We start from the raw sequence: 26,595 nt of genomic DNA, 5'->3' as shown, positions 1-26,595 counted from the left end.
GAGCGGATAACAATTTCTAAAAGGATACAGCTATGCCCCTGAACACAAATTCACTCGCTGCGGTGCTGGCTCGACGCGACTGGGAAAATCCAGGCGTAACGCAACTCAACCGCCTGGAGGCGCACCCTCCTTTTTACAGTTGGCAGAATGCTGATGACGCTCGCGCTAATCGGAAATCTGCGCAGAAATTCAGTCTGAACGGACAGTGGCAATTCACCTGGTTTGCCTCGCCTGAAGCGGTGCCGGAAAGTTGGCTGACAAGCGATCTGTCGCAGGCGGATACCATCAACGTACCGTCCAACTGGCAGATGGACGGTTATGATGCACCGATTTATACCAACGTCACCTATCCCATACCGGTTAACCCGCCGTTTGTACCGACTGATAACCCTACTGGTTGTTACTCGCTCACATTTTGCGTTGACGATGCCTGGCTTCAGGAAGGACAGACGCGAATCATTTTTGATGGCGTGAACTCGGCGTTCCATCTGTGGTGCAACGGTTGCTGGGTGGGCTATGGGCAGGACAGCCGCCTGCCGTCTGAATTTGATCTTAGCGATTATCTGCACAATGGCGAAAACCGTCTGGCGGTCATGGTGCTGCGCTGGAGCGATGGTAGCTATCTGGAAGACCAGGACATGTGGCGGATGAGCGGGATTTTCCGCGATGTTGCTTTGCTGCATAAACCCACCACGCAAATCAGCGACCTGCGGATCAACACCCGTTTCAACGATGACTTTAGCCGCGCGGTTCTGGAAGCGGAAGTCCGGGTGAAGGGCGAGCTGCGCGATGATTTACGCGTGACGGTACAGATGTGGGATGGCGAAATGTTAGTCGGCGAAAAAAACGCCCCATTAGGCAGTGACATCATTGATGAGCGCGGCGCTTACCATGACCGAATCACCCTGCGTCTGAACGTCGAAAACCCAGCATTATGGAGCGCCGAGACGCCGAATCTGTATCGTGCCGTGGTGCAACTGCATACCGCCGACGGTACGCTGCTGGAAGCTGAAGCCTGTGACGTTGGCTTCCGTCAGGTCAGCATTGAAAACGGCCTGCTGTTGTTGAACGGCAAGCCATTGCTGATTCGCGGCACCAACCGTCATGAACATCACCCGGATAATGGCCAGGTGATGGACGAGGCGACGATGGTGCAGGACATTCTCCTGATGAAGCAGAACAACTTTAACGCCGTGCGCTGCTCTCATTACCCGAACCACCCGATGTGGTACACATTGTGCGATCGCTATGGCCTGTATGTGGTGGATGAAGCCAACATCGAAACTCACGGAATGGTGCCGATGAATCGCCTGACCGACGATCCCGACTGGCTGCCCGCCATGAGCCAGCGCGTGACGCGGATGGTGCAGCGCGATCGCAACCATCCGAGCATTATTATCTGGTCATTGGGTAACGAATCGGGTCACGGTGTAAATCATGACGCGCTGTATCGTTGGTTGAAATCAGAAGATCCGTCCCGCCCGGTGCAGTATGAAGGCGGCGGAGCCAACACTGCCGCCACCGATATTATTTGCCCGATGTACGCCCGCGTCGATCAGGATCAGCCTTTTCCTGCCGTGCCGAAATGGTCAATCAAAAAGTGGCTGTCGCTACCCGGCGAGCAGCGCCCGCTGATCCTCTGCGAGTACGCTCACGCGATGGGTAACAGTTTCGGCGGCTTCGCCAAATACTGGCAGGCATTCCGCCAGTATCCGCGTCTGCAGGGGGGCTTCGTCTGGGACTGGGTGGATCAGTCGCTTATCAAACACGATGCTGATGGCAAGCCGTGGTCTGCGTATGGCGGTGATTTTGGCGACACGCCTAACGATCGCCAGTTCTGCATGAATGGCCTGGTATTCGCCGATCGCACGCCGCATCCGGCATTGTATGAAGCCAAACATGAACAGCAATTTTTCCAGTTTGCGCTGCTGCCGGGGGCCGAACGTAAGATTGAAGTCACCAGCGAATACCTGTTCCGCCACAGCGATAACGAGGTTCTGCACTGGTCGCTGGCGCTGGATGGTAATCCACTGGCTTCAGGCGTGGTGACGCTGGATATCCCGCCGCAGGGGCGTCAGGTCATCGCGCTACCTGACTTCCCGAAACCGGAAACCGCAGGCCAGCTGTGGCTGACCGTTCGCGTTGAACAGCCTCAAGCAACCGCATGGTCGCAGGCCGGACATATTTGCGCCTGGCAACAATGGAAGCTCGACGAGAAACTCTGTACGCAGCTGCCGCAGCCCGCCAACCACGCGCCAAAGCTCACTGCCAGCGAGAGCACATTCAGCATCACAGTGAACGAGAAGCGTTGGGAGTTTAGCCGCCAGCAGGGCGTATTGACGCAGTACTGGATTGGCGAAGAAGCACAACTGTTGACGCCGCTTATTGACCAGTTTACGCGCGCACCGTTGGATAACGACATCGGCGTGAGCGAGTCAACCCGCATTGATCCTAACGCCTGGGTGGAGCGCTGGAAGGTCGCCGGTCACTACCAGGCCGAAGCTACATTGCTGCAATGCGATGCCGACGTACTGGCCAATGCAGTACAGATAACCACCGCACATGCCTGGCAGTATCAGGGGGAAACGCTGTTCGTCAGCCGTAAAACGTACCGTGTCGACGGCAACAGCGAGATGCGAATAGAGGTCGACGTTGACGTTGCCAGCGGCACGCCTCACCCGGCACGTATCGGTCTGAGCTGCCAGCTCGCGCAGGTGGCTGAGCGGGTTAGCTGGCTGGGATTAGGGCCACATGAAAACTATCCGGACAGGCTTTCCGCTGCCTGCTTTGACCGCTGGGATCTGTCGCTGGAGGAGATGTATACCCCGTATGTTTTCCCGACTGAAAATGGTCTGCGCTGTGGAACCCGTGAACTCAAATACGGCCCGCACTGCTGGCGTGGTGATTTCCTGTTCAACATCAGCCGCTATGGTCAGAAGCAGTTGATGGAGACCAGCCACCGCCATCTGCTACAGCCGGAAGCCGGAACCTGGCTCAATATTGATGGTTTCCATATGGGCGTCGGCGGCGATGACTCGTGGAGTCCTTCGGTTTCGCCGGAATTTCAGCTTAGCGCCGGACGCTACCACTACCAGCTGGTCTGGGGTCAAAAGTAAAAACACTCGGGCAGGTTCACGCCTGCCCGTAATCAGGGTAAGGAAGTCCATATGTACTATTTAAAAAATACTAACTTTTGGATGTTCGGCTTTTTCTTCTTCTTCTACTTTTTTATCATGGGTGCTTATTTCCCCTTCTTTCCTATCTGGTTACACGATGTAAACCATATAAGCAAAGGAGATACGGGGATCATTTTCGCCTGTATTTCACTATTTTCGCTTCTGTTCCAGCCAGCCTTCGGTTTGCTATCCGATAAGCTTGGCTTGCGAAAACATCTGCTGTGGATCATCACCGGGATGCTGGTGATGTTCGCCCCGTTCTTTATTTACGTTTTTGGTCCCTTATTACAGGTAAATATTTTACTGGGGTCGATTGTTGGTGGGATCTACCTTGGCTTTATTTACAATGCCGGCGCACCGGCGATTGAAGCCTATATTGAAAAAGCCAGCCGCCGGAGCAACTTTGAATTTGGCCGCGCCCGCATGTTTGGTTGTGTAGGCTGGGCGCTATGCGCCTCGATTGCCGGAATTATGTTCACCATCAATAACCAGTTTGTCTTCTGGCTGGGTTCCGGTTGCGCCGTTATTCTGGCCTTGCTGCTGTTCTTTTCAAAAACAGATGCGCCTTCTTCCGCGAAGGTCGCCGATGCGGTGGGGGCCAACAACTCAGCTTTCAGCCTGAAGCTGGCGCTGGAGTTATTTAAACAGCCTAAACTCTGGTTCCTCTCGTTGTACGTGGTCGGCGTCTCCTGTACTTACGACGTGTTTGACCAGCAGTTTGCTAACTTCTTCACCTCTTTTTTTGCTACCGGTGAACAAGGTACCCGCGTATTCGGCTACGTCACCACCATGGGTGAGTTACTGAATGCCAGCATCATGTTCTTTGCGCCGCTGATTGTGAATCGTATTGGTGGAAAGAACGCTTTGCTGCTGGCAGGCGCGATCATGTCGGTAAGGATTATCGGCTCGTCTTTCGCCTCCTCCGCACTGGAGGTTGTGATCCTCAAAACGCTGCATATGTTTGAAATACCGTTCCTGATCGTCGGCTGCTTCAAATACATCACCAGCCAGTTTGAAGTCCGTTTCTCCGCCACGATTTATCTGGTCTGTTTCTGCTTCTTCAAACAGTTAGCGATGATTTTTATGTCCGTTCTGGCCGGGAATATGTATGAGAGTATTGGCTTCCAGGGGGCTTATCTGGTGTTAGGGATAATTGCGCTGAGCTTTACGCTGATTTCTGTATTTACCCTTAGCGGGCCGGGACCTTTTTCCCGCTCTTTCGCACAATCGGATAAACAGGCATGAATACAAAAAATAAAGAGGGAATGCCATCGATGAACATTTCTATGAGAGATAAAATAAAAGCGGGAGAACTGTTTACCGATATGTGCGAGGGCCTGCCAGAAGAGAGATTACGTGGCAAAGAACTCATGTACGAATTTAATCACACGCGTCCATCAGAGGTGGAAAAAAGAGATAAGCTGATTCGTGAGATGTTTGGAAAAGTGGGAAAACATGTGTGGGTAGAACCGCCGGTTTATTTCTCTTACGGAACCAATATCCATATTGGCGATAATTTCTACGCGAACTTTAATTTTACCATTGTGGACGATTACACGGTCACCATTGGCGATAACGTTTTAATTGCGCCAAATGTGACGATCTCTGTCACAGGGCATCCCGTTCATCACGAGTTGAGAAAAGCCGGAGAGATGTTCTCCTTTCCGGTCACCATCGGCAATAACGTATGGATTGGCAGCAATGTAGTTATCAATCCAGGTATAACGATTGGAGACAATTCGGTTATTGGCGCGGGTAGCGTTGTCACCAAAGATATCCCGCCGGATGTCGTTGCCGTCGGTGTTCCTTGTAAGGTGATCAGAAGTATTAATGAAAGAGATAAAATATTTTATTATAAAAACTACACCGTCGGCTCAGAGGAATAATGACGCTATTATGCCGTCAGTTTCCCCGGTCTTACGACGCTGACCGGGGCTCTGTGGTGGTGTTTGTTGCCGGAGGCCAGCGTTACGCTTCCGGCACCTCGTCAACGATGCGGTTACGCAGGCAGCCGATATTTTCAATTTCCACTTCAATCGTATCGCCATCCTGCAGGAACAGCGGTGGGGTGCGTTTTTTCCCCACGCCGCCCGGTGAGCCGGTCAGGATAACGTCACCCGGCGTCAGAACGCAGAAGGTGCTGATATAGGCAATCAGCTCCGGAACGCTGTGGATCATGCTGGCGGTATTGTCGTTCTGTACTTCCATGCCGTTGAGCCGGGTTTTGATCGCTAGTGCGTTAGGGTCGGCGATTTCATCCCGCGTCACCAGCCAGGGGCCGAAGCCGCCGGTCGATGGCCAGTTTTTTCCGGCGGTAAACCAGGCGTGCTGCCAGTCGCGGGCCGAGCCGTCCATATAGCAGCTGTACCCGGCAACGTGCTCCAGCGCCCGCTCCGCGGGAATATTGCGCCCGCGTTTACCGATCACTAGCGCCAGTTCACCTTCATAATCAAACTCGTGGCTGGCGGCCGGTTTAATGATGTCGCCCAGATGCCCGCACTGGGAATCCGGAAAGCGGATAAACAGCGTCGGGTCGGGATCCTGTTCGTCAAACTCCAGTCGTTTGGCCTGGTAGTTCATCCCGACGCAGAGGATCTTTTGCGGGTCGGGGATCAGCGGCAAAAATTCGATCTCATCGAGGGCGTAGTCGATCGCCATATGCGACAGCATTTCTGCCGGAATGTTGTCCATGGCCGCCAGAAAAGACTTCAGCGACGGATATTGCAGAAAATGTCGGGTTAAATCGACAACGCCGCCCTCCCGCAGCAGACCATAGCGGGGGATATTGCTTACGCAAAAACTGATTAACTTCATTAATAACTCTCAGTATTTTCATCACAAAACAGAGGTCCCGCCGGGAAGTGGACTAAAAAACCGGTGGTGGTCAGTAGTTCACTCAGCCCGCGGAACACGATGCATCGGAGGGCGGCTTCATCGTCGAGGGATGTTAACACGGCCTCTCCTTTTTCACCCAACACGCCTCCCTGCCAGAGTATTCGCTGCGCCTGATCCTGTAGCCATGGGGAATCGCTTCGCCAGGCGAGGATGTGCAGCAACGTCTGGCGAATGGCGATATCGTCGCCGTGTCCGTCGCGGTGCAGGCGTGACCAGACCGGCAGCGCTACGCTGCGTACGGTCTCAACCAGATCTGGTAGGTCAGCCGTCAGGCCGGGAGCCTGGCGAAAGCGCCACAATACGTCGTCGCAGAGCGGGTTCTGCGCCAGAGGCTGTTGGCGGGCAAGACGCAACCCGGCGGCGGCGTAGACCGGCTCCGTCAGCACCGTTGCGGCCCGGCGGGTGTCGCTCACCGGTAGCTGGAGTATTTTTAGACCGGAGGCCAGTTTGCTGGCCAGTTCCAGTGACTGATGAAGATAGCCGGCCAGCGTGGTTCTGCTTATCCGGGCGGCGGTATATTCAGGCATTGCTGTTTCAGACATCTCTTTCTCCTTGTAGGGTATTCCCGGCTTGCAGACGGATGTGAACCCGTAGCCCGGCTCAGCGCAGCGCAAGCCGGGAGAAAGCGGGAGCCATGTTGCCTGCTGTTTCCCGGAGGCGGCGCCTGACGCGCCTTGTCCGGGCTACCAACCCGCAGACGGCCGTGAATCTGTAGCCCGGACAGGCGCAATGCGCCGCCTCCGGGAATAACGCGGTGTTACAGCGATACGATATATTTGAGCATCACCCCGGCGGCAATCGCCGAGCCAATCACTCCGGCCACGTTCGGGCCCATCGCGTGCATCAGCAGGAAGTTCTGCGGGTCTGACTCCAGGCCCACCTTGTTCGACACCCTTGCTGCCATCGGCACCGCCGAGACCCCGGCGGAACCAATCAGCGGGTTGATTTTGTTTTCACTGAACAGGTTCAGTAGCTTCGCCATCAGCACGCCGGCCGCCGTCCCGATACCAAAGGCAATCACCCCCAGCACCAGAATGCCCAGCGTCTGCGGCTGCAGGAACTTGTCTGCCACCAGCTTCGCGCCCACGGATAATCCCAGGAAAATGGTCACGATATTAATCAGCCCGTTCTGCACCGTGTCGCTCAGACGCTCCACCACGCCGCTTTCGCGCATCAGGTTGCCGAAGCAGAACATCCCCAGCAGCGGGGCCGCGTCCGGCAGCAGCAGCGCCACCAGCAGCAACAGCACCGCCGGGAAGAGGATTTTTTCCCGCTTACTCACCGTGCGCAGCTGCACCATGCGGATTTTCCGCTCTTTCTCGCTGGTCAGCGCCTTCATAATCGGCGGCTGGATTAACGGCACCAGCGCCATATACGAGTACGCCGCTACCGCGATGGCCCCCAGCAGCTCCGGCGCCAGCTTGCCCGACAGGTAAATCGCCGTCGGGCCGTCCGCCCCGCCGATGATGCCTATCGCCGCCGCCTGCGGCAGGGTGAAGGAAATCAGGCCGAAGTAGTTCAGCGTCAGTGCCCCGAGGACCGTGGCGAAGATACCGAACTGCGCCGCTGCCCCCAGCAGCAGGGTGCGCGGGTTGGCCAGCAGCGGACCGAAGTCGGTCATCGCCCCGACGCCCATAAAAATCACCAGCGGGGCGATGCCCGAGCCGATGGCGACCTTATAGAAAATCGCCAGCACCCCGGACGAGTAGCCCATATCCACCGCCAGGTCTTCCATCTGGCTCTGTACCGACGGCAGCGCCAGCGCCAGGGCTTCCTTGATGGCATGCACGTCCGGCAGGCAGTTGAGCTTCGCGGCAATCACCGCCAGCTGCCCGGCGTCGTGGTGCGCCAGCAGGCTCTCCAGCGCGGTCAGCGCCAGCCCGGCTTCCGGGATATTCGACAGCAGGCCGCCGAAGCCAATCGGCAGCAGCAGTAACGGCTCGAACTTCTTCGCAATCGCCAGCCACAGCAGCAGCAGGCTCACCAGCAGCATGATGGCCTGGCCGATGCCGAGGTGCATCAGGCCCATGCCCTGAATCAGGGCGTTCAGACTTTCCATTTCCGTTCCTTTTCCTTACGCCAGGGTCATCAGGGTGTCGCCGACAGAGACCGCGTCCCCGGACTTCACCGCGATACCGCGCACGGTCCCGGCCTGCGCGGCGCGGATTTCGGTTTCCATCTTCATGGCTTCCAGAATCAGCAGCACGTCGCCTTCGGCGACCGTCTGGCCTTCGCCGGCAATCACCTTCCAGATGGTGCCCGCCAGCGGGGCGGTCACCGGGGTGCCTGCGCCTGCCGGAGCCGCAGCTGCTGGCGCGGAGGCTGGAACGGCTGCCGTCAACTGGCTGATATCGCCGCCGTCGCTGACCTTCACCACAAAGGCTTTACCTTCGACTTCGACGGTATAGACGCCGGAGGCGGCGGCTTTTACCGGAGCAGCAGGCTGCGCGGTTTCTGCCTGTGGTACCGGCTCAAAGGCTGCCGGGTTGTTACGGTTCTCGAGGAATTTGAGGCCGATTTGCGGGAACAACGCCACGGTCAGCACGTCGTCGATGGCGTTTTCCGCAAGCGTAATGCCCTTCTCCTGCGCCTGGCGCTTCACGTCGGCTTCCAGTTGCGCCAGCTCCGGCTTGAGTAAATCCGCCGGGCGGCAGGTCACCGGGGCAGCCCCTTCCAGCACGCGGGCCTGCAATGCGGCATTCACCGGCACCGGGGTGTGGCCGTACTCGCCTTTCAGAATGCCCGCCGTTTCTTTAGCGATGGTTTTGTAACGCTCGCCGGTCAGGACGTTAAGCACCGCCTGGGTGCCGACAATCTGCGAGGTCGGGGTCACCAGCGGAATAAAGCCGAGGTCCTCGCGCACGCGGGGGATTTCCGCCAGTACCAGGTCGAGTTTGTCGGCGGCGTTCTGCTGCTTCAGCTGGCTTTCGAGGTTGGTGAGCATCCCGCCCGGCACCTGGGCCACCAGAATGCGGCTGTCGTAGCCCTTCAGCTGGCCTTCAAAGGCGTGGTATTTTTTGCGCACCTCGCGGAAATACGCGGCAATGCTCTCCAGCTTGAGGATATCCAGCCCGGTGTCGTATTTTGTCCCGGCAAGGGTGGCGACCAGCGCCTCGGTGGCCGGGTGGCCGTAGGTGGCGCTCATCGAGGAAATCGCGGTATCCACGCCGTCAACGCCCGCTTCGATAGCCTTCAGCAGGGCCATTTCCGCCATCCCGGTGGTGGCGTGGCAGTGCAGGTGCAGGCGCACGTCGTGGCGCTTTTTGATTTCGCTGACCAGCTCGAAAGCGGCAGACGGGGTCAGGATGCCGGACATATCCTTGATGGCGATGGAATCGACGCCGGTTTCCAGCAGCTGTTCAGTCAGGTCCAGCCAGGTCTGCAGGGTGTGCGCCGGGCTGGTGGTATACGAGAGCGTGCCCTGGGCGTGCGCGCCGTGGCTGCGTACCGCCTGGAGGGCCGCTTTCATATTGCGCGGGTCGTTCATGGCATCGAAGACGCGGAACACGTCCATGCCGTTTTTGACGGCACGCTCAACAAAGCGCTCCACCACGTCATCGGCGTAGTGGCGGTAGCCAAGCAGGTTCTGGCCGCGCAGCAGCATCTGCAGCGGGGTCTTCGGCATGGCTTTTTTAAGCTCGCGCAGGCGGACCCACGGGTCTTCGCCGAGAAAGCGGATGCAGGCGTCATAGGTGGCGCCGCCCCAGCATTCGAGGGAGCCGTAGCCGACGTCATCGAGCTGAGCGGCGATGGGCAGCATATCGTCAAGACGCAGGCGGGTGGCGAAAAGGGACTGGTGGGCGTCGCGCAGGACGACATCGGTAATGGCAACGGTCATGGAATGCTCCGTGAATTAAGGGTTAAGGCGGCGATGGTGGTGGATAGCGGCGGCAATCACCGGCTTTAAGCGGGTGAAGTCGTCAGCGGGCGCGGCGGCAGCGGGTGCCGCTCCGGGCGCCGGGGCCGGTTCAGGGAAGAAGCGGTTGACGGCGACGGACATGCCCTGGATGGCGAAAATCAGCAGGAACAGAAACGCCAGCACGAATCCCATCCCGAGACACATCAGGGTGAAGCCTTCTTTTAGTAACAGTGCGTTATCAGTCATTGTATTTTCCTGGATGCGCAGCAGCGTCGCGTCAGAGGGAGAACAGTCGTTGGCATTTTGGATTTCCCTTCACCCTCGCAGGTGATGACCATTGCCCACTCTTCCGCCGGCGCTGCCGCGCAGATACAGAATTAAAGAGTTATCTGGAAAAGGGTGTTATTTGCTTTTTCCGTGTACTGACCCAGCTGATCGAAGTTCAGATAGCGGTAGGTGTCTGCCGCCGTCTTCTCTACCTGCGCCACCCAGGTCTGGTACTCGTCCGGCGTCGGCAGCTTACCGATAAGCGCCGCGACTGCCGCCAGCTCCGCAGAAGCCAGGAAGACGTTTGCACCGGTACCTAAACGGTTCGGGAAGTTACGGGTTGAGGTCGAAACCACCGTCGCACCGTCCGCTACGCGCGCCTGGTTACCCATACACAGGGAACAACCCGGGATTTCAATACGCGCACCGCTCTTACCAAACACGCTGTAGTAGCCTTCTTCGGTCAGCTGCGCTGCGTCCATACGGGTTGGCGGCGCCACCCACAGGCGGGTTGGCAGCTGCCCTTTGTGGCTGTCCAGCAGCTTACCGGCAGCACGGAAGTGGCCGATGTTGGTCATGCAGGAACCGATAAACACTTCGTCAATCTTCTCGCCCTGCACGTCAGACAGCAGACGCGCATCGTCCGGATCGTTCGGCGCGCACAGGATGGGCTCTTTAATATCAGCCAGATCGATGTCGATCACTGCCGCATATTCAGCATCTGCATCACCTTCCAGTAATTCAGGTTCCGCCAGCCATTTTTCCATGCCCTGCACGCGACGTTCCAGGGTACGGCGATCGCCGTAGCCTTCCGCGATCATCCACTTCAGCAGCACGATGTTGGAGGTCAGGTACTCAACGATCGGCTCTTTGTTCAGTTTGATGGTACAACCGGCAGCAGAACGTTCGGCGGAAGCATCGGTCAGTTCAAACGCCTGCTCGACTTTCAGATCCGGCAGACCTTCGATTTCGAGAATGCGGCCGGAGAAGATGTTTTTCTTGCCTTTCTTCTCAACGGTCAGCAGGCCCTGGCGAATCGCATACAGCGGGATCGCATGCACCAGATCGCGCAGGGTGATACCCGGCTGCATCTTGCCTTTGAAACGAACTAAAACGGATTCCGGCATATCCAGCGGCATCACGCCGGTCGCGGCAGCAAACGCCACCAGACCGGAGCCCGCCGGGAAGGAAATGCCAATCGGGAAACGGGTATGGGAGTCACCGCCGGTACCCACGGTATCCGGCAGCAGCATACGGTTCAGCCAGGAGTGGATAACGCCATCGCCCGGACGCAGCGATACGCCGCCACGGTTCATAATGAAGTCCGGCAGCGTATGGTGTGTGGTGACGTCAACCGGCTTCGGATACGCCGCCGTGTGGCAGAAGGACTGCATCACCAGGTCAGATGAGAAGCCCAGGCACGCCAGGTCTTTCAGTTCATCACGGGTCATTGGACCGGTGGTGTCCTGAGAGCCGACGGAAGTCATCTTCGGCTCGCAGTAAGCACCCGGACGAATACCGGCCACGCCGCAGGCGCGACCCACCATTTTCTGCGCCAGGGAGTAACCACGGTTACTTTCCGCCACGTCTTTCGCCTGACGAAAAACGTCGCTGTGCGGCAGACCCAGCGCTTCACGCGCTTTGGTGGTCAGGCCGCGACCGATAATCAGCGGAATACGGCCACCGGCACGCACTTCGTCGACCAGCACGTCGGTTTTCAGTTCGAAGTTAGCCAGCAGTTCGTTGGTTTCGTGGTTGCGCACTTCACCTTTGAACGGATAAACGTCAATCACGTCACCCATGTTCAGTTTGTTGACGTCCACTTCAATCGGCAGCGCGCCCGCATCTTCCATGGTGTTGAAGAAGATAGGGGCAATTTTACCCCCGAGGCAAAGACCGCCGCCGCGCTTGTTCGGCACGTTCGGGATGTCATCGCCCATAAACCACAGCACCGAGTTAGTGGCCGATTTACGTGATGAACCGGTCCCCACCACATCGCCAACGTAGGCCAGCGGGAAACCTTTCTGCTGCAACGCTTCGATCTGTTTGATCGGGCCAACAACGCCAGGCTGATCCGGGTCGATTCCTTCACGGGCGTTTTTCAGCATCGCCTGCGCATGCAGCGGGATATCCGGGCGGGACCAGGCATCAGGGGCCGGAGACAGGTCATCGGTATTGGTTTCGCCGGTGACTTTAAAAACGGTGACGGTGATTTTGTCAGCCAGCTGCGGACGGTTCAGGAACCACTCGGCGTCAGCCCAGGATTGCATCACCTGTCTGGCATATTCATTGCCTGCTTTGGCTTTCTCTTCTACGTCGTAGAAGTTATCGAACATCAGCAGGGTATGGGACAGTGCTTTCGCGGCAATCGGCGCAAGTTTTGCGTCGTCCAGCGCATCAATCAGCGGATGAATGTTGTAACCGCCCTGCATGGTGCCCAGCAGTTCGATGGCTTTTTCAGGGGTCACCAGCGGGGAAGTCGCTTCGCCTTTGGCGATTGCGGCAAGGAATCCGGCTTTAACATAGGCGGCTTCGTCGACGCCCGGCGGTACGCGGTTAATTAACAGATCTAACAGGAATTCTTCTTCGCCAGCAGGCGGATTCTTCAGCAGCTCAACCAGGCCGGCCATTTGGGTTGCATCTAAGGGTTTTGCAACAATCCCTTCGGCTGCACGCTCAGCGACGTGCTTACGGTATTCTTCCAGCACAGTGATAATCCTTATTCTTGAGTAAAATGAGATAAAAACCAGGTCAGGATGAGTAAATCAGCGCTGCCGCCTGGGCTAAGGTTGCGAGAAATACAGAGGTCATCGAGCTGCTGCAACAGAGAGAGGTTCTCGGGCGAGCGGATCCCGCCGACGTTGAGCAACTGCTGCGCCTGATACTGTAGCCAGCGCAGCCCCTTGCTCCCGCCACGCGACGCGACGCAGGTATCGTCGTTGCGCGACATGATCAGCAGCAGGGTATTGAGCAGCGCCAACTCCTCGCTTAGCCCTTCGCGGCGCAGCTGACGATAGCGGGGCAGGGCGTGATCGATAACCAGCGGGTATCCTGCCTGTGCCTCACCGCGTGCGCCGGTTAAGCCGAGGGTGATAAACAGCCGCTGTCCGGCGGTCAGCGGCGTCAGGCCGTGAAGCTCAACCAGTTCGCGCTCGACAATACCGTGGCAAAATTTGCTCACGGTGGCGGCCAGCGCGGCGGGCGCGAGCGATTGCCCCAAAGCCTCGTGACGCCCCAGCGCCGCGCAAAACAGCCCGAGCGTGAAGATGGCGCCTTTATGGGTGTTGACGCCTCCCGTGGCGTGCAGCATTGCCGTTTCGCAGCGTAGCCCGATGGGCTTCAGGCGAGCCAGAACGCCGTTGGTATCAAGCGTCGCGCTGGCGATCCCCTCCTCGACAAACAGGGGGAGATCGTTGGCGATGGCGTTAGCGCTGCGCAGAAAATCAGGCAGCGCCATATCCTGATGGGCACCAGTATTGCGGCCATCAACCAGACCGGGCTTCGGCGTTAGCCGGGCTTCCGTCTGCATCGCCCGGCAGGCGAGCCTGGCGTAATAGCGGCTGAGGTAAGCCTGCGGCAGCTTTTCCTGACGTGCGACGGGCGCGCCCCAGGATTCGAGAGGCATCGGGCGCGTCATTAATCGCGGACCTGATAAACGACGTCGATAACCGAGCCGTCCCGATAGCGCACGATGGCGATGGGTTTATCGGTGAAGGCGATCGGCTGCGGTTCGTCCGTCAGCTGGCGTGCGCGGTCACAGAGCCATTCCACGGTAACGGTTTTTAGTCCTGCCGCCTGGAGACGCTGTTCCAGTTCAGGTCGCGCCGGGTTGACCGCCACGCCGTGGTCGGTTACCAGCACATCAACGCTGGAGCCGGGGGTGATGCGGGTTAGTACCTTATCGACAACGGTCGGAATGCGCCCGCGAACCAGCGGAGCGACGATAATCGACAGCGCCGAGCCGACGGCGGTATCGCAGTGCCCGCCTGATGCGCCGCGCAGCACGCCGTCCGAGCCGGTCAGCACGTTGACGTTAAAGCCGGTGTCGATTTCCAGCGCGCTCAGCACCACCACGTCCAGTTTGTTGACCGACGCGCCTTTGGAGCTGAAGTTGGCGTATTCGTTGGCGCTGATTTCGATATGGTTTGGATTACGCGCCAGCGAGCGCGCGGCGACGCTATCAAACCCCTGTACGTCAAGCAGGCGACGGATGTAGCCCTCTTCGTGCAGGCCAACGATGGTGGCGGTAATACCGCCGAGGGCGAAATCGGCACGGATATTTTTGCGGCGCATTTTCTCGCCGAGGAAGCGGGTTACCGCCAGAGCCGCGCCGCCGGTACCGGTTTGCAGCGAGAAGCCTTCGCGGAAATAACCTGAAGCCTCAATGACCTGCGCGGCGTTCTGTGCAATTTGCAGCTCGCGCGGGTTGGAGGTCATGCGGGTCGCATCGGCACCAATTTTTTCCGCATCGCCAACGCACTCTACCTGTACGACCAGGTCGACCTGATCCTGTCTGATACTGGCCGGATGGTGCGGGTAGGGCAGGATATCTTCCGTCAGCAGTATGACCTGGTTCGCGTGCTGTGCATCGACCATCGCGTAGCCGAGTGAACCGCAGGTGGCGCTACCGGTATAGCCGTTGGCATTGCCCATATCATCGCAGGCCGGGACGCCGAGGAAGGCGACATCAATGTTCAGCTCACCGCTTTTCACCAGATGGGCGCGACCGCCGTGGGAGTGAATTTGCACCGGGTTCGCCATCAGTCCACGGGAAATCTCTTCCGCCAGCGGGCCGCGCAGCCCGGAAGTGTAAATCTGGCTGACCACGCCGTTACGGATATGGCCGACTAATGGCGCGTGGCAGGCGCTCAGGGAGCTGGAGGCCAGAGTGAGGTTTTTAAAGCCCATTGCCGCCAGCTGCTCCATCACCAGGTTTAGCGTCAAGTCGCCGCCGCGAAAGGCGTGGTGGAAAGAGATAGTCATGCCGTCGCGCAGCCCGCAGCGGCGCACGGCCTCTTCCAGCGAAGCGCAGGTTTTAGCCCGACGCTGCTGGCGCTGGGTTTGCTTGTCGGTGTCGGCAAATGGCGTCAGTTCACCGATGATCTGGGATAAGTCTTGAGTATGATTCATGGCGGTTTTACTCCTCACGGACGCCGGAAAGTTCAGCGCGGGACAGCACCAGGTGGGCGCGCGCGATAATCGGACTGTCGATCATCTTGCCGTTCAGAGAGACGACCCCCAGGCCTTCGCGTTCTGCGGCTTCTGCGGCTTCAACTACGCGCCGTGCGTGATCGACATCTTTTTGCGTCGGGGCGTAGAGGTTATGCAGTAGGGTGATTTGTCGCGGGTTGACCAGCGATTTGCCGTCAAAGCCGAGCTGTTTGATGTGCGCCGCTTCGTGCAGGAAGCCCTCTTCGTTGTTGGCGTCGCTGTAGACGGTATCGAAAGCCTGAATGCCCGCCGCCCGCGCTGCTTGCAGGATGGTGCAGCGGGCAAACAGCAGCTCGATGCCGTCAGCGGAGCGTTCGGTACGGATATCGCGCACGTAATCTTCCGCGCCCAGCGCGATGCCGATTAAGCGCGGCGAAGCCAGGGCGATGGCTGGAGCCTGCAGAATGCCTTTTGCCGATTCAATCGCCGCCAGCATCCCGGTGCTGCCGGGCTTGCGTCCGCACTCCTGTTCGATGCGGGCAATCTCTTTTTCCATCGCAATAACATCATCTGCGGTGTCGGTTTTCGGCAGACGGACGATATCGACCCCGGCGCGCACTACGGCCTCCAGGTCATCGATACCCCACTGCGAATCCAGAGCGTTAACGCGAACAATGGTCTCGATATCGCGGTACAACGGGTGCTGCAACGCGTGGTAAACCAGGCGGCGGGCAGCGTCTTTCTCACGCACGGCCACGGCGTCTTCAAGGTCAAACATCAGCGCGTCGGCAGGATAAATAAAGGCGTTGCTCAGCATGGCGGCATTGGCACCGGGGACGAACAACATGCTGCGGCGCAGGCGGTTTTTACGTTCTGGCGTCATTATTTTTCCCCCCAACACAGCGTCAGCGCGCCCGCACGCATCAGCGCGGTTTCCAGCCGTGCACGCAGCACGCAGTCCAGCGCGCCTTTGTCATCAACGATCACGGCGACGCCGCGAATCGCATGTTGTTGCAGTACCGCAGCCAGGGTGGCGCGAATGGCATCGCCAAACTGCTTCTGAACCGAGCTGGATATTTCAATTTCCGGCGGTTGCTCCGGGGTCAACGGTTCGATGCGAATCATCACATCGCTGGACTCCAGAGTCCCGGCAACGGCGGGGACTATCTGTTTCATAATGCTCCTGTGGGGGTCTTGGTCGTGTTCGCCAGGGCAGTGTTCTGCTGGCGTTTCAGATAACGTAGGGTGGCGTCAGGTACCAGCGGGGCGACCTCAGTTAAACGATTCTGCTGTAGCAGGCGGCGAACCCGGGATGCGGAAACGGGCGTGCCTTGCCATTGCAGCCGCGAAATCTCAACGAGCTCGACCGGCGCGAAGGGGAGCTCTGGCGTGCTTAACCAATGGCGCATGTCCTGGTTATAGCGCGCGGTGATTGGGCAGAAAGGTTCGTTCCCGACGATGCGGTGCGTGATACCCAATACCGGGGCGATATATTGACGAAAAAGCGTGATATCGATTTGCGTGTAGCAGCGTTCAACCAGCGCCTGCTCTTTCAGGAAGTAGGCCGGAAAAGTGGCGCGCGAAATCATATATTGCGAGCCGGGATGTACCGTCAGTTTCGTGATACCCTGCGTCGCGTCACGCACCAGCGCAAGCCGGTCGGCGAACGGAAACTGGGCGGCATCTTCGTTGACCAGAAACAGATGTAGCCAGTCAAAATGCGTCGCGGCATAGCGAATAAGATGCAGATGCCCATTGGTAAAGGGATTGGCGTTCATCACGATGGCGGCAATACGCTTGCCAGGCTTACGCCATTGCGCCAGCTGTTGTAAATAACGTGTCAGGTGCGAGCCGCTATTTTCCATTAACACCATGCAGTCAGGAATAGACACCAACGTGGTGAAACCGCAATGGCGAAATAGATGCTCGTTATGGCTGCGGGTATAAACGAATAATGTGCTATTGCCGCCCTCTATGGCGATATTAATCAGTTCGGTGACTAGTTTGAGCAATACGCCCTGGCCGCGGAGCTGCGGGGAAATAGCGACGCATTTAATTATTTCGCCATCTACCCCGCCGCAGGCGACGATATTCCCCTGCTGGCGAAGTACTACGAAATCGGTAACGTGAGGGTCGATATCCAGATTATTAGCCTGAAGAAAACAAGCCACTTCGGCTATTTTGGCAGCGTTCTTGCTGTTCACTCTGCTCATTATTGTGGTGGCATTCATTATCGACCCTCTTTTGCCTTAATTAAAAAAACATCATCATGATGGCGACGCTTAATAGTGCGAAGAACACGCACATCGGCACCGCCTTAAACAGCAGGGTAGGGAACAGTTCATTACGTTCTTTATCTTCAGAGCAGGAGCCGAGAAGCAGGCTACCGCCGGAAGAGAACGGGGATATTGCCGTAGCCTGTGCGCCAATAACCGTGGCGGTGAACAGCACCAGGGCGTTAATACCAGTAGAGGCTGCAATTGACGGAATGATCGGGAACAGGGCCGGACAGACGACGCCGAGGGTGCTGCTGAAGAACGACATCATGCCGCCGATAATTGCCAGCGCGAAGGGAACGATGGCCGCAGGCAGGCTTGAACCCACCCAGCTCGCCAGCATATCAATGGTGCCCGCTTTAATGGCGACCTGAATCAGCATCCCGACGCCGCAGATCATGATCAGCGTATTCCATGGCACCAGGGCAATGGCTTTTTTCTCATCGCCAAGCTTGAGGAACAGAGAGATAACGGCGAACACAATTGAGACCAGGCCAACGTCCACTCGAGCGTTGATAAATTTGATGTTAGCGGATTCTGGCATGATGAGATGCATCACCGGGAACGCCAGAACCACCAGCAGCATCGCGAAGATAAGCAGCAGATTTAACTTCTGTGTGCTATCGAACGCATCCGGTTTTTCAACCTGCAATGCGCCAGTAACGGCATTATTGCCACGGTTAGTCAGGAAGATTAACAACAGAATAACGACGATTGGTAAGAGGAAGGAAACCAGGAAAATAGTTGAAACGTAGATAAAGGAGCTTGCGCTGTAGCCCGCGCTATCGATAAGCCCACGAAATACGACGCCGCTGGCGCTGGTCATAAAATTAGCACCGCCCAGGGCGCCATAGTTGACGGCGACGGCGGCGACCAGTTTATTCATTCCCGTTTTACGGCACAGCAGCAGCGTTAACGGTGCGAAGAAAGCGAGAACGGTGAAGAAACCCGCCCCCAGGCTCGCCACAAAGGTGGCGGCGAAGTAAATGACCAGCGGCAAGAATTTAGGAAAGTGGCGGCATAAGTAGAGCAAATGCATGGCCAGCTTTTCTAATGTACCGTTAATTAAAGCGAAGTTATAAAAAAGTGAAACGGCAAAAATAACAAAGAAAATACTGATCGGCCATGTTTTGATCACTTCCCCGGCCTTCATATCCAGCAGGAAACAACCTATAAGGTACGCGAATACAATTGCGAATAAACCGGTGTTTATTTTTGTGCGGTAACCTAACGCAATAGAGATCACAATAGAGAGTATTACTATCATGCTGATGTTCATGATAAGTCCTTTTACCGTGTTATCGGAAATGGGGCAGCAACCGAAAATAACGGTTTTGATATCGGTTTTTATTCATATATTTTGTGAATGGGAGTTCAACCCTTGCCAAAATATATATTATTGTAATGATATATGCTGTATTGTTTTTGGGTTAATACTCAACTATTAATGAGTTCTATAACGCTTTGGCAAAAAATATTATCGCGTTGAGTATTTGTTAATTCCCAGTTATATATTTCATCTATTGCTTTCGTATAGGTCATGCTGTCTTCGTAGCGCGTATGCGGCCAATCACTGCCCCACATTAACCGTTCAGGGCCAAAGTGTTTTAACAGTAATGGAACTAGCATCTTTGTATTATCTGTTGGCTTTTGTTCACTGCCATTTCGGTAGCTGGCGGAGACTTTTACCCATATTTTACCGGTTTCCGCTTGCTTGAGAAGATAAATAAATCCTGGATCTTTTTCTTTTTCAGCAGGTAAAGCAAAGTGGTCGATCACAATTTTTACGTCGGCGGCGAGCAGTACGCCAAGTAGGGGGACTAAATCCGCCACTGGGCGATGAAGTTCAATATGCCAGCCAAGCGCTTTTATATTACGCAGATGCTGCTGCCAGACCGATGTTGTTAAGTCAGGAAGATCCTGGCCAATAAGATTCAAGCGTACACCGATAATACCCTGCTGTTTTAACGCTTCCATCTCGCTAAGTGACGTATCAGGGTCGATGACCGCAACGCCGTAAAAACGGTCCGGCGACTGGCGAATCGCGTCCAGCATATAGCTATTATCGGTACCCAGAAAACTGGGCTGGATCAGAATCGCTTTATCGATATGGTGCTTATCCAGTTGCGCAAGATATTGCGCTGGTGCTGCATCGTACTCCGGTACATAGCGGCAATGCTCTGCCAGCGGTAAACCGGTGGTAAAAACATGAGCATGAGTATCAAAATGCATCTAAATTTTATCCTTTTTCAGTGAGATAACGATAAAATGGCTGTTGCTGGCTCTGTAGAGAGCCTGAATGTCCACCTTTAAGTTGCGTAGTTGACTATACAACTTTGAGTTGACTATACAACCTGGCAAATAGAGATACTTCTACATGGCTCACGTTTTACCGATCTATGTGCAGATCCAGGAACAACTTCGCAACGGCATTAAGCGGGGGGATTATCCACCTGGTCATAAGCTGCCGTCCGAGAATGAACTGGCCCAACAATTTTCCACCACTCGCGCCACCGTGGTTCATGCGATGCACGGTTTACTAAGCGAAGGGCTTATTGAGCGCGTGCGCGGCAAAGGAACGTTTGTCAAAACTGTGCCGATTGTGACGCGCGTCAGAAAGCAAGAGCTTGGCTTTTTCGAGAAAGATTTGCAGGAAAGTAATCTTTCTATTCAGTACCAGGTTTTCTTCTTTGGCGAAGTCCCGTCAACACCGGCTTTACTGGCAAATTTACGGCTTAATGCCGGTGCGAAAATATACCGTCTGGTTCGTTTACGCCTTATCGACGGGAAGCCGCTGGCGGTCGAAATTCGCTATCTTGATGCCGAAATAGCGGCCAATATTGCCGTCGCCTCGCTGGAAACGCTGGCGTTACAGACGCTATTTGAGCAACAGCTGGGCATTATTATTCATACCATTCATAACCAGGTTCGCGTCGCGTTGCCGGGGCAAGAAGTGGCAAAATTTCTGGATATTAAACGCAGCCGACCGGTGATGGTGCGTCAACATACTTGCCTGGCAGGCGATGACAAACTGATCCTGTGGGGCGAAACCTGGTATCGTGAAGAATATGAATTCCAGTACAGCACCTATCGGGATAAATAGAGATTAAACAACCACCTTAACTGTCCGGCTTTCTAAGTCGACCCGATAAGGAGCGAGCCATGCCATCATCAGCTTTACGTTTTGCAATTAATTTAGGCAATGCTTTGCTGGCAGAGCAGTCAGCCGACGGTGAGCTGAGCGGGCTGACGGTCGATCTGGCGCGAAAAATTGCGCACTCCTGCCAGCAGACGGAGCTGTTGGAACCTTATCCTGCGGCAAAGCGCATCGTTGATGATGCCGTAAATAATCAATGGGATATTGCTTTTCTGGCGGTGGATCCGGCGCGTGAGAACGAGCTGCGTTTTACCTCGCCCTATCTCACTATCGACTGTACTGTTCTGGTGCGTCGCGATAGCGAGGTACATTCGGTTCATGAGATGGACCGTGGAGGCGTGACGATTAACGTCGGAAGGGGTTCTGCCTATTCATTGCCATTGATCCGCACCTTAAAACATGCCCGACTTTGCGAATATCCCACGACTCAGCAGGCGCTCAGTGCTTTCATGGAGGGTGAGGGGGATATGATGGCGAATATTCGTCAACTGCTGGAAGCCGCCGCCCAGGGGCAAGATAGCGTTCGTGTGCTACCCGATAGCTATAGCCAGATTCAGCAGGCAATCTGCGTGCCGCGCGCGGCCCCGCACTATTATCAGCAGATGGAAGAGTTGGTGAGACGGTGGCAGCAGGATGGGACGCTGGCGGCGCTGATCGCCCGCCATATTTATGCTTAATCCCTTCATTGATGTATCAGGCCTGGTATATTTTCCCGGAGGCGGCGCTTGACACGCCTGTCCGGGCTACTCGCCCGCAGGCGTCGGTGAACCCGTAGCCCGGTTAAGCGCAGTGTATGACCGGATACATAGGTGACAGATCAGACCGGGAACATAGGTAACACTTTTTAGTCTATCCGGAGCACACTCTGGTTTTTTTGGTCATAGTACGCAAGCGTTATTCCATTAAAGATGATGGCTTCCAGGCCATCATCTTGTTCTTTCAGCATAATGTACTCGTCAGTCAGCGCTTCACTCAGGAACACCGCCCCCTTTTTACCCATATAAAGTGTTCCCCTCGATTTCACCCTGTAGACCGTGCCTCCTGCCGGATACACATATTCCGGAACACTGCCATCCCATTGTCGGCCCGACGGTTGCCACACCGTTCCGGGCGTTGCGCCTGCCAGGGCTTCATGCGGCCTCTCGTGGTTAAACTCTTCCCGGTAGTCACTGAACCACCGCTGTTGTTCTGCCATCGTCATGAAGGTGTTGCCATATTTCACCGCACTTTTCAGGGAGCGATGCATTCGCTCATGGCGGCCATTTTCTTCCGGATGACCCTTTCTGATACGTTCCGGTCTGATGCCCAGCTTGATTAGCCAGACGGCAAGACGGCTTAATCCGGCTATACCTGTTCCCGCAAAGGGTTGACCGTTATCAGTTCTGAGGACTTCCGGCAGGCCATATTCCAGGAACGCATCAGTCAGGCACTCTCTGACAAAGGATTCACTCTCCCGGAATGTTCCACGGCAGCTCAGCAGATATCGGCTGTGATTGTCGGTCAGAGTGAAGGGATGGCAGTACTCTCTGCTCAGCAACCTGAACTTGCCTTTAAAATCAGCGCTCCAGACCTGATTGTTCTCAGTGATGAGGGTCAGGGGCTGGCGATTACCCGGTGTTCTGCGTTTTCTCTTTTTATCCGGGACCAGGCCTTCACGCTTGAGGATATCGCCGATAGTGCTGGCAGCAGGTACGGTAAAATCGACATGGTGATTGAGCAACCACATCCGCAGTTTTTTAGGCCCCCAGTCAGGGTGTTTTTGACGCAGGGCAGTCAGATGCCCGACGATATCATCAGGAACAGTCCGGGAGTGGGAGTGGGGAGCGCGTGAGCGGTCAGAGAGAGATGAGAGGTCAGAAGGGTCAAAACGTTCAAGCCATTTATAGCCAGTTTTTCGGCTGATGCCGAAAAGACGGCAAAGAGCAGAGAAGGAGCCCGTACCTGCATGGCAGGCACGGATAAAATCAAGACGTTGCATAGGTCGGGTCTCAGTCCAGGGCATAGTGAGTCTCCTCTTCTATGTCAGTTATAACTGTTACCCATGTATCCGGTCTAAAGTGTTACCCATGTTTCCGGTTCATACCGCAGCGCGAACCGGGAAGAAGCAATGCCAAAGCATCAGATCCAGCGCATTTCCCGGAGGCGATGCTGCGCATCTGTCCGGGCTACCGGACCGCAGACGGCTGTGAGTCTGTTGCGGGGTTAACCTCGCTTCCCGCCATATTGCGCAAACCATGCCAGCATTCGCTGCCAGCCGTCCTTCGCCGACTCTTCATGATAGCTGGCACGATAGTCGGCGTTAAAGGCGTGGTCGGCCTGCGGGTAAACCACGATTTCTGCCGTAGCGTTGGCGGCCCGCAGCGCCTGACGCATGGTTTCAATCGTATCCTGCGGGATGCTGTCATCTTTCGCGCCGTAAAGTCCTAAAACCGGGGCGTTCAGATCAACGGCAATGTCCACCGGATGTTTCGGTGAGTTTAATGTTTTCTCACCGACCAGCTTGCCGTACCAGGCAACGGCGGCTTTTAGCTGCGGGTTATGTGCGGCGTACAGCCAGGTGATGCGACCGCCCCAGCAGAAACCGGTAATAAGCAGACGATGGGCATCGCCACCGTGGCGGGAAGCCCAGCTGGCGACGTGATCGAGGTCAGCCAGTACCTGAGAATCCGGCACCTTTTTGACCAACCCCTGAAATAAAGAAGGAATATCGTTGTAATCATTGGGATCGCCCTGGCGGAAGTACAGCTCTGGTGCGATAGCCAGATACCCTTCCTGCGCCAGACGGCGGCAAATATCGCGGATATGTTCATGCACGCCGAAAATTTCCTGTACAACGATGACGACCGGTAGCGGACCGTCGATGTTGCCCGGACGGGCATGGAAGGCTGGCATGTTATCTCCCTGAGAAGGGATTGATGTCTCCCCGGAGATGATATTTTCATCTGACGTGTGAACGGCAGTAGAGGCATGCGGCGTGGCTGCAGGTGCAAAGCCGGGTTGCTTAGTTGTGGTCATGGTATTCTCCGTACCCTTATTAATGTATTAGCGCATCGATAACTATAGACGTTTTATACCCGTCATACTTCAAGTTGCTTGTGCGTTGGCTACGCGCGCTCACCCGAATCACTTACTTGAGTAAGCTCATCGGGACTCTCTTGCTTGCCGCGTTACTCGGCCCACGGCCTCGCCCCTACGGGGCCAGCGCAAGCGCTGTTCAAAGCACAAGTGCTTTGTCCTGCAACTCGAATTATTTAGGTTATAGACCGGACGTTAACAAACCACAGTGCCCGAAACAGGCTATCTTTTGTTCAGTACTCTCCAGATTAACTTATTAATGTGATTTGAATCACCATTCAATGGCAATTTATTGCAATGAATTTCATTCATGGTGATTGGTGTCACAAAATAGTCTCAGCAGCTTCTGTAAAGTACCGTTTTGCTTCTGCTGATAATTCGACCCACAGAGGAGTTTTTTATGTCTAAGTCTGATGTTTTTCATCTCGGCCTCACCAAGAACGATTTACAAGGGGCTACGCTGGCTATCGTCCCTGGCGATCCGGAGCGTGTGGAAAAGATCGCCGCGCTGATGGATAAGCCGGTCAAACTGGCATCTCATCGCGAATTCACCACCTGGCGTGCTGAACTGGATGGTAAAGCAGTGATTGTCTGCTCTACCGGTATCGGCGGCCCATCTACCTCTATTGCCGTGGAAGAACTGGCCCAATTGGGTATCCGTACCTTCCTGCGCATTGGCACCACCGGCGCTATTCAGCCGCACATTAATGTGGGCGACGTTCTGGTGACCACCGCTTCCGTTCGTCTCGACGGTGCAAGCCTGCACTTCGCGCCAATGGAATTCCCTGCGGTAGCCGATTTCGAATGTACTACCGCGCTGGTTGAAGCGGCGAAATCCATCGGTGCGACCACTCATGTCGGCGTCACTGCCTCTTCCGACACCTTCTATCCGGGCCAGGAGCGTTACGACACCTTCTCCGGCCGCGTGGTGAGCCGCTTTAAAGGTTCGATGGAAGAGTGGCAGTCGATGGGCGTGATGAACTATGAAATGGAATCCGCCACTCTGCTGACCATGTGCGCCAGCCAGGGCCTGCGTGCCGGGATGGTTGCCGGGGTTATCGTCAACCGTACCCAGCAGGAAATTCCAAACGCGGAAACCATGAAGCAAACCGAAAGCCATGCGGTGAAAATCGTCGTGGAAGCAGCGCGCCGCCTGCTGTAATAAAAAAGCCCCGGCTATTTTACCGGGGCCACAGTTTTCTCCCGGCTTAAATTCCGGGAGAACCATCATGCTTATGCCCGTAAATTCTTACGAAATGCCCATAGCCCCCGTATCACCGGAGTGAGCAAGGTAACTGCCGCGAGCGTCAGCAGCGCCAGCGTGATCGGGCGACTATAGAGAAAATCCCAGCTTCCGCCAGAGAGTGACAGCGCGCGACGCAGGTTGCTTTCCGCCATCGGCCCCATAATCAACGCCAGAACCACCGGTGACGCCGGATAGCCTCCTTTTTGCATAAAATAACCCACGATCCCGGCGATCAGCATAATTCCGACATCAAACAGGCTATTGTTCAGCGCATAGGTGCCGACGACGCAAAGCGCGAGGATTAGCGGCGTCAGAATATGGGTTGGGATTTTGACCACATTACTGACCACCTTCAGGGACAGAAGACCCAAAATCAGCAGCATGAAGTAGCAAAAGATCATGCCGATAAACAACGTGTACACCATGTCGCCGTGCTCAGTGAACATCAGCGGCCCCGGCTGCATACCTTGTAACGTCAGCGCGCCCAGCATAATGGCGGTAACCGCATCCCCCGGAATCCCAAGCGTCAGCATCGGCAGCAGCGCGCCGCCGGTACAGCCGTTAGCACCTGCTTCACAGGAGGAGACGGCGGTAATTTCACCCTTGCCGAAGTTTTCCGGCGTTTTGCTAAACCGCTTGGTTTCGTTGTAGGCAACGAAAGCGGCAATATCGGCTCCGGCTCCAGGGATCATGCCAATGAAAATGCCCAATCCGGCAGAGTGGAGAATCGTCACCAGCAGTCGCCGCATAACCTTCCAGGGAAGCAGAAGGCTGCCGATAACCACTTTTGCGCCATGGCGAACCGCATCGTCCTTTTCCAGCGTCTTAAACGCTTCGGAGGCGGCGAACAGGCCAATCATCACCGGGATAAAGGGCACATTCATCAGTTCGACAAAACCGCCGGTGAAGCGCGGAAAACCGCCCATCGGGTCAAGGCCAATCGTGGCAATAAGCAAACCGCCGATGCCGGAAATTAGCCCCTTTATCAGCGATTTTCCGGAGATGCTGGCGATAATGCTCAGGCCAAATATGGCCAGGGCGAAGGACTCGGAGGCGCTGAACTTTAATGCCCATCCGGCGAGAATAGGAGCCAAAAATATCAGTACGATGATGCTCAACAGTCCGCCGCCGAAGGACGAGAACGTCGCTGCGCTTAGCGCCATCCCGGCTTTACCTTGTCGGGTCAGTTCATAACCATCAATCGCCGTTGCAGCAGCAGCAGGCGTGCCGGGGATTTTTAACAATATGGCGGTTATCGAGCCGCCGTAAACGCCGCCGAAAAAGACGCCGCATATCATTAATAACCCTGACACAGGGTCCATTCCGTACGTGAAGGGCAGCAAAATCGCCACCCCCATGGTTGCAGTCAGGCCGGGTAATGCGCCAATCATAATCCCCAACATCACGCCGAATGACGCCAGCACCAGCGCCATTGGGTTGGAGAGTAAATGCGTGAAGCCTTGTAATAACAGATCGCTACTAAACATTTCAGG

At 55.8% G+C, this 26,595-nt stretch carries 22 protein-coding genes; 6 read left to right on the top strand and 16 right to left on the bottom strand.

Features of this window, described 5'->3' with window-relative positions:
* Positions 1-32: 32 nt before the first annotated feature.
* Genes HV213_RS28225 through lacA form a run of 3 tightly spaced genes read left to right on the top strand, consistent with a single transcriptional unit; the run spans position 33 to position 5,062 of the window.
* Positions 33-3,116, top strand: coding sequence for a beta-galactosidase (locus HV213_RS28225; protein WP_181484125.1), 3,084 nt, complete (start codon positions 33-35; stop codon positions 3,114-3,116).
* A gap of 51 nt (positions 3,117-3,167) precedes the next feature.
* Positions 3,168-4,421: an MFS transporter gene (locus HV213_RS28220; protein ID WP_181484124.1), complete on the top strand. Its 1,254-nt coding sequence runs from the start codon at positions 3,168-3,170 to the stop codon at positions 4,419-4,421.
* Positions 4,422-4,450: 29 nt separating this feature from the next.
* On the top strand, positions 4,451-5,062 hold the full coding sequence (lacA, locus tag HV213_RS28215) for a galactoside O-acetyltransferase (RefSeq protein ID WP_181486516.1): 612 nt from the start codon (positions 4,451-4,453) through the stop codon (positions 5,060-5,062).
* 82 nt (positions 5,063-5,144) lie between these two features.
* Here the strand turns inward: lacA and HV213_RS28210 are convergent, their stop codons facing one another.
* From HV213_RS28210 to HV213_RS28150, 13 genes are all read right to left on the bottom strand, one after another.
* On the bottom strand, positions 5,145-5,990 hold the full coding sequence (locus tag HV213_RS28210) for a fumarylacetoacetate hydrolase family protein (protein ID WP_181484123.1): 846 nt from the start codon (positions 5,988-5,990) through the stop codon (positions 5,145-5,147).
* Positions 5,990-6,613, bottom strand: coding sequence for a hypothetical protein (locus HV213_RS28205; RefSeq protein WP_181484122.1), 624 nt, complete (start codon positions 6,611-6,613; stop codon positions 5,990-5,992). Before HV213_RS28205 ends, HV213_RS28210 begins: the two co-directional genes overlap by 1 nt.
* A gap of 215 nt (positions 6,614-6,828) precedes the next feature.
* Positions 6,829-8,130, bottom strand: coding sequence for an oxaloacetate decarboxylase subunit beta (locus HV213_RS28200; RefSeq protein WP_181484121.1), 1,302 nt, complete (start codon positions 8,128-8,130; stop codon positions 6,829-6,831).
* A gap of 15 nt (positions 8,131-8,145) precedes the next feature.
* Positions 8,146-9,909, bottom strand: a complete 1,764-nt coding sequence (gene oadA, locus HV213_RS28195; RefSeq protein ID WP_181484120.1) for a sodium-extruding oxaloacetate decarboxylase subunit alpha — start codon at positions 9,907-9,909, stop codon at positions 8,146-8,148.
* 15 nt (positions 9,910-9,924) lie between these two features.
* Entirely contained in the window at positions 9,925-10,176 is a 252-nt protein-coding gene (locus HV213_RS28190; RefSeq protein WP_181484119.1) for an oxaloacetate decarboxylase subunit gamma, read from the bottom strand.
* 131 nt (positions 10,177-10,307) lie between these two features.
* On the bottom strand, positions 10,308-12,905 hold the full coding sequence (acnB, locus tag HV213_RS28185) for a bifunctional aconitate hydratase 2/2-methylisocitrate dehydratase (protein ID WP_181484118.1): 2,598 nt from the start codon (positions 12,903-12,905) through the stop codon (positions 10,308-10,310).
* Between the two features lie 11 nt (positions 12,906-12,916).
* On the bottom strand, positions 12,917-13,834 hold the full coding sequence (gene citG / locus HV213_RS28180; RefSeq protein ID WP_181484117.1) for a triphosphoribosyl-dephospho-CoA synthase CitG: 918 nt from the start codon (positions 13,832-13,834) through the stop codon (positions 12,917-12,919).
* Positions 13,834-15,327: a citrate lyase subunit alpha gene (citF, locus tag HV213_RS28175; protein ID WP_181484116.1), complete on the bottom strand. Its 1,494-nt coding sequence runs from the start codon at positions 15,325-15,327 to the stop codon at positions 13,834-13,836. The genes citG and citF overlap by 1 nt, the downstream gene beginning before the upstream one ends.
* Before the next feature lie 7 nt (positions 15,328-15,334).
* Positions 15,335-16,231: a citrate (pro-3S)-lyase subunit beta gene (gene citE, locus HV213_RS28170; protein WP_112217086.1), complete on the bottom strand. Its 897-nt coding sequence runs from the start codon at positions 16,229-16,231 to the stop codon at positions 15,335-15,337.
* Positions 16,231-16,524 carry a citrate lyase acyl carrier protein gene (citD, locus tag HV213_RS28165; RefSeq protein ID WP_181484115.1) on the bottom strand — a complete coding sequence of 98 codons (294 nt, stop codon included), beginning with the start codon at positions 16,522-16,524 and terminating at the stop codon, positions 16,231-16,233. Before citD ends, citE begins: the two co-directional genes overlap by 1 nt.
* Complete coding sequence (gene citC / locus HV213_RS28160; RefSeq protein WP_181484114.1) at positions 16,521-17,579, bottom strand: [citrate (pro-3S)-lyase] ligase; 1,059 nt, start codon at positions 17,577-17,579, stop codon at positions 16,521-16,523. Before citC ends, citD begins: the two co-directional genes overlap by 4 nt.
* A 22-nt stretch (positions 17,580-17,601) precedes the next feature.
* A complete protein-coding gene (locus HV213_RS28155; protein ID WP_228288642.1) occupies positions 17,602-18,891 on the bottom strand; it encodes an SLC13 family permease in 1,290 nt (429 codons plus the stop codon).
* Between the two features lie 170 nt (positions 18,892-19,061).
* Positions 19,062-19,856: an amidohydrolase family protein gene (locus tag HV213_RS28150; RefSeq protein ID WP_181484112.1), complete on the bottom strand. Its 795-nt coding sequence runs from the start codon at positions 19,854-19,856 to the stop codon at positions 19,062-19,064.
* A 145-nt stretch (positions 19,857-20,001) separates the two neighbouring features.
* Here HV213_RS28150 and HV213_RS28145 point away from each other — a divergent pair, with 145 nt between their 5' ends.
* Both HV213_RS28145 and HV213_RS28140 read left to right on the top strand, forming a co-directional pair.
* On the top strand, positions 20,002-20,727 hold the full coding sequence (locus HV213_RS28145) for a GntR family transcriptional regulator (RefSeq protein WP_181484111.1): 726 nt from the start codon (positions 20,002-20,004) through the stop codon (positions 20,725-20,727).
* Positions 20,728-20,786: 59 nt separating this feature from the next.
* On the top strand, positions 20,787-21,458 hold the full coding sequence (locus HV213_RS28140; protein WP_181484110.1) for a transporter substrate-binding domain-containing protein: 672 nt from the start codon (positions 20,787-20,789) through the stop codon (positions 21,456-21,458).
* Between the two features lie 167 nt (positions 21,459-21,625).
* Here the strand turns inward: HV213_RS28140 and HV213_RS28135 are convergent, their stop codons facing one another.
* A complete protein-coding gene (locus HV213_RS28135; RefSeq protein WP_181482744.1) occupies positions 21,626-22,783 on the bottom strand; it encodes an integrase core domain-containing protein in 1,158 nt (385 codons plus the stop codon).
* A 200-nt stretch (positions 22,784-22,983) separates the two neighbouring features.
* Positions 22,984-23,796 (bottom strand): dienelactone hydrolase family protein, encoded by an 813-nt coding sequence (locus HV213_RS28130; RefSeq protein ID WP_181484109.1) that lies wholly within the window; start codon positions 23,794-23,796, stop codon positions 22,984-22,986.
* 460 nt (positions 23,797-24,256) lie between these two features.
* Here HV213_RS28130 and udp point away from each other — a divergent pair, with 460 nt between their 5' ends.
* Entirely contained in the window at positions 24,257-25,018 is a 762-nt protein-coding gene (gene udp / locus HV213_RS28125; RefSeq protein ID WP_003828923.1) for a uridine phosphorylase, read from the top strand.
* Between the two features lie 71 nt (positions 25,019-25,089).
* Here udp and HV213_RS28120 read toward each other — a convergent pair whose 3' ends face one another.
* Entirely contained in the window at positions 25,090-26,589 is a 1,500-nt protein-coding gene (locus HV213_RS28120) for a tripartite tricarboxylate transporter permease (RefSeq protein ID WP_181484108.1), read from the bottom strand.
* Positions 26,590-26,595 lie beyond the last annotated feature (6 nt).

The organism is Klebsiella sp. RHBSTW-00484, from assembly GCF_013705725.1.
Taxonomy (GTDB): Bacteria; Pseudomonadota; Gammaproteobacteria; order Enterobacterales; family Enterobacteriaceae; genus Klebsiella.
This window is presented reverse-complemented; position numbering and strand designations above follow the sequence as displayed.

What these genes read in the sequence shown, in the direction of transcription:
- HV213_RS28200 (WP_181484121.1), bottom strand. Translation starts at nt 8,130, where the DNA reads ATGGAAAGTCTGAACGCCCTGATTCAGGGCATGGGCCTGATGCACCTC.
- citE (WP_112217086.1), bottom strand. Translation starts at nt 16,231, where the DNA reads ATGACGCCAGAACGTAAAAACCGCCTGCGCCGCAGCATGTTGTTCGTC.
- HV213_RS28150 (WP_181484112.1), bottom strand. Translation starts at nt 19,856, where the DNA reads ATGCATTTTGATACTCATGCTCATGTTTTTACCACCGGTTTACCGCTG.
- HV213_RS28130 (WP_181484109.1), bottom strand. Translation starts at nt 23,796, where the DNA reads ATGACCACAACTAAGCAACCCGGCTTTGCACCTGCAGCCACGCCGCAT.
- udp (WP_003828923.1), top strand. Translation starts at nt 24,257, where the DNA reads ATGTCTAAGTCTGATGTTTTTCATCTCGGCCTCACCAAGAACGATTTA.
- oadA (WP_181484120.1), bottom strand. Translation starts at nt 9,909, where the DNA reads ATGACCGTTGCCATTACCGATGTCGTCCTGCGCGACGCCCACCAGTCC.
- HV213_RS28155 (WP_228288642.1), bottom strand. Translation starts at nt 18,891, where the DNA reads ATGATAGTAATACTCTCTATTGTGATCTCTATTGCGTTAGGTTACCGC.
- HV213_RS28140 (WP_181484110.1), top strand. Translation starts at nt 20,787, where the DNA reads ATGCCATCATCAGCTTTACGTTTTGCAATTAATTTAGGCAATGCTTTG.
- lacA (WP_181486516.1), top strand. Translation starts at nt 4,451, where the DNA reads ATGAACATTTCTATGAGAGATAAAATAAAAGCGGGAGAACTGTTTACC.
- citD (WP_181484115.1), bottom strand. Translation starts at nt 16,524, where the DNA reads ATGAAACAGATAGTCCCCGCCGTTGCCGGGACTCTGGAGTCCAGCGAT.
- HV213_RS28190 (WP_181484119.1), bottom strand. Translation starts at nt 10,176, where the DNA reads ATGACTGATAACGCACTGTTACTAAAAGAAGGCTTCACCCTGATGTGT.
- HV213_RS28205 (WP_181484122.1), bottom strand. Translation starts at nt 6,613, where the DNA reads ATGTCTGAAACAGCAATGCCTGAATATACCGCCGCCCGGATAAGCAGA.
- HV213_RS28220 (WP_181484124.1), top strand. Translation starts at nt 3,168, where the DNA reads ATGTACTATTTAAAAAATACTAACTTTTGGATGTTCGGCTTTTTCTTC.
- HV213_RS28120 (WP_181484108.1), bottom strand. Translation starts at nt 26,589, where the DNA reads ATGTTTAGTAGCGATCTGTTATTACAAGGCTTCACGCATTTACTCTCC.
- HV213_RS28225 (WP_181484125.1), top strand. Translation starts at nt 33, where the DNA reads ATGCCCCTGAACACAAATTCACTCGCTGCGGTGCTGGCTCGACGCGAC.
- citF (WP_181484116.1), bottom strand. Translation starts at nt 15,327, where the DNA reads ATGAATCATACTCAAGACTTATCCCAGATCATCGGTGAACTGACGCCA.
- HV213_RS28145 (WP_181484111.1), top strand. Translation starts at nt 20,002, where the DNA reads ATGGCTCACGTTTTACCGATCTATGTGCAGATCCAGGAACAACTTCGC.
- citG (WP_181484117.1), bottom strand. Translation starts at nt 13,834, where the DNA reads ATGACGCGCCCGATGCCTCTCGAATCCTGGGGCGCGCCCGTCGCACGT.
- citC (WP_181484114.1), bottom strand. Translation starts at nt 17,579, where the DNA reads ATGAATGCCACCACAATAATGAGCAGAGTGAACAGCAAGAACGCTGCC.
- HV213_RS28210 (WP_181484123.1), bottom strand. Translation starts at nt 5,990, where the DNA reads ATGAAGTTAATCAGTTTTTGCGTAAGCAATATCCCCCGCTATGGTCTG.
- HV213_RS28135 (WP_181482744.1), bottom strand. Translation starts at nt 22,783, where the DNA reads ATGCCCTGGACTGAGACCCGACCTATGCAACGTCTTGATTTTATCCGT.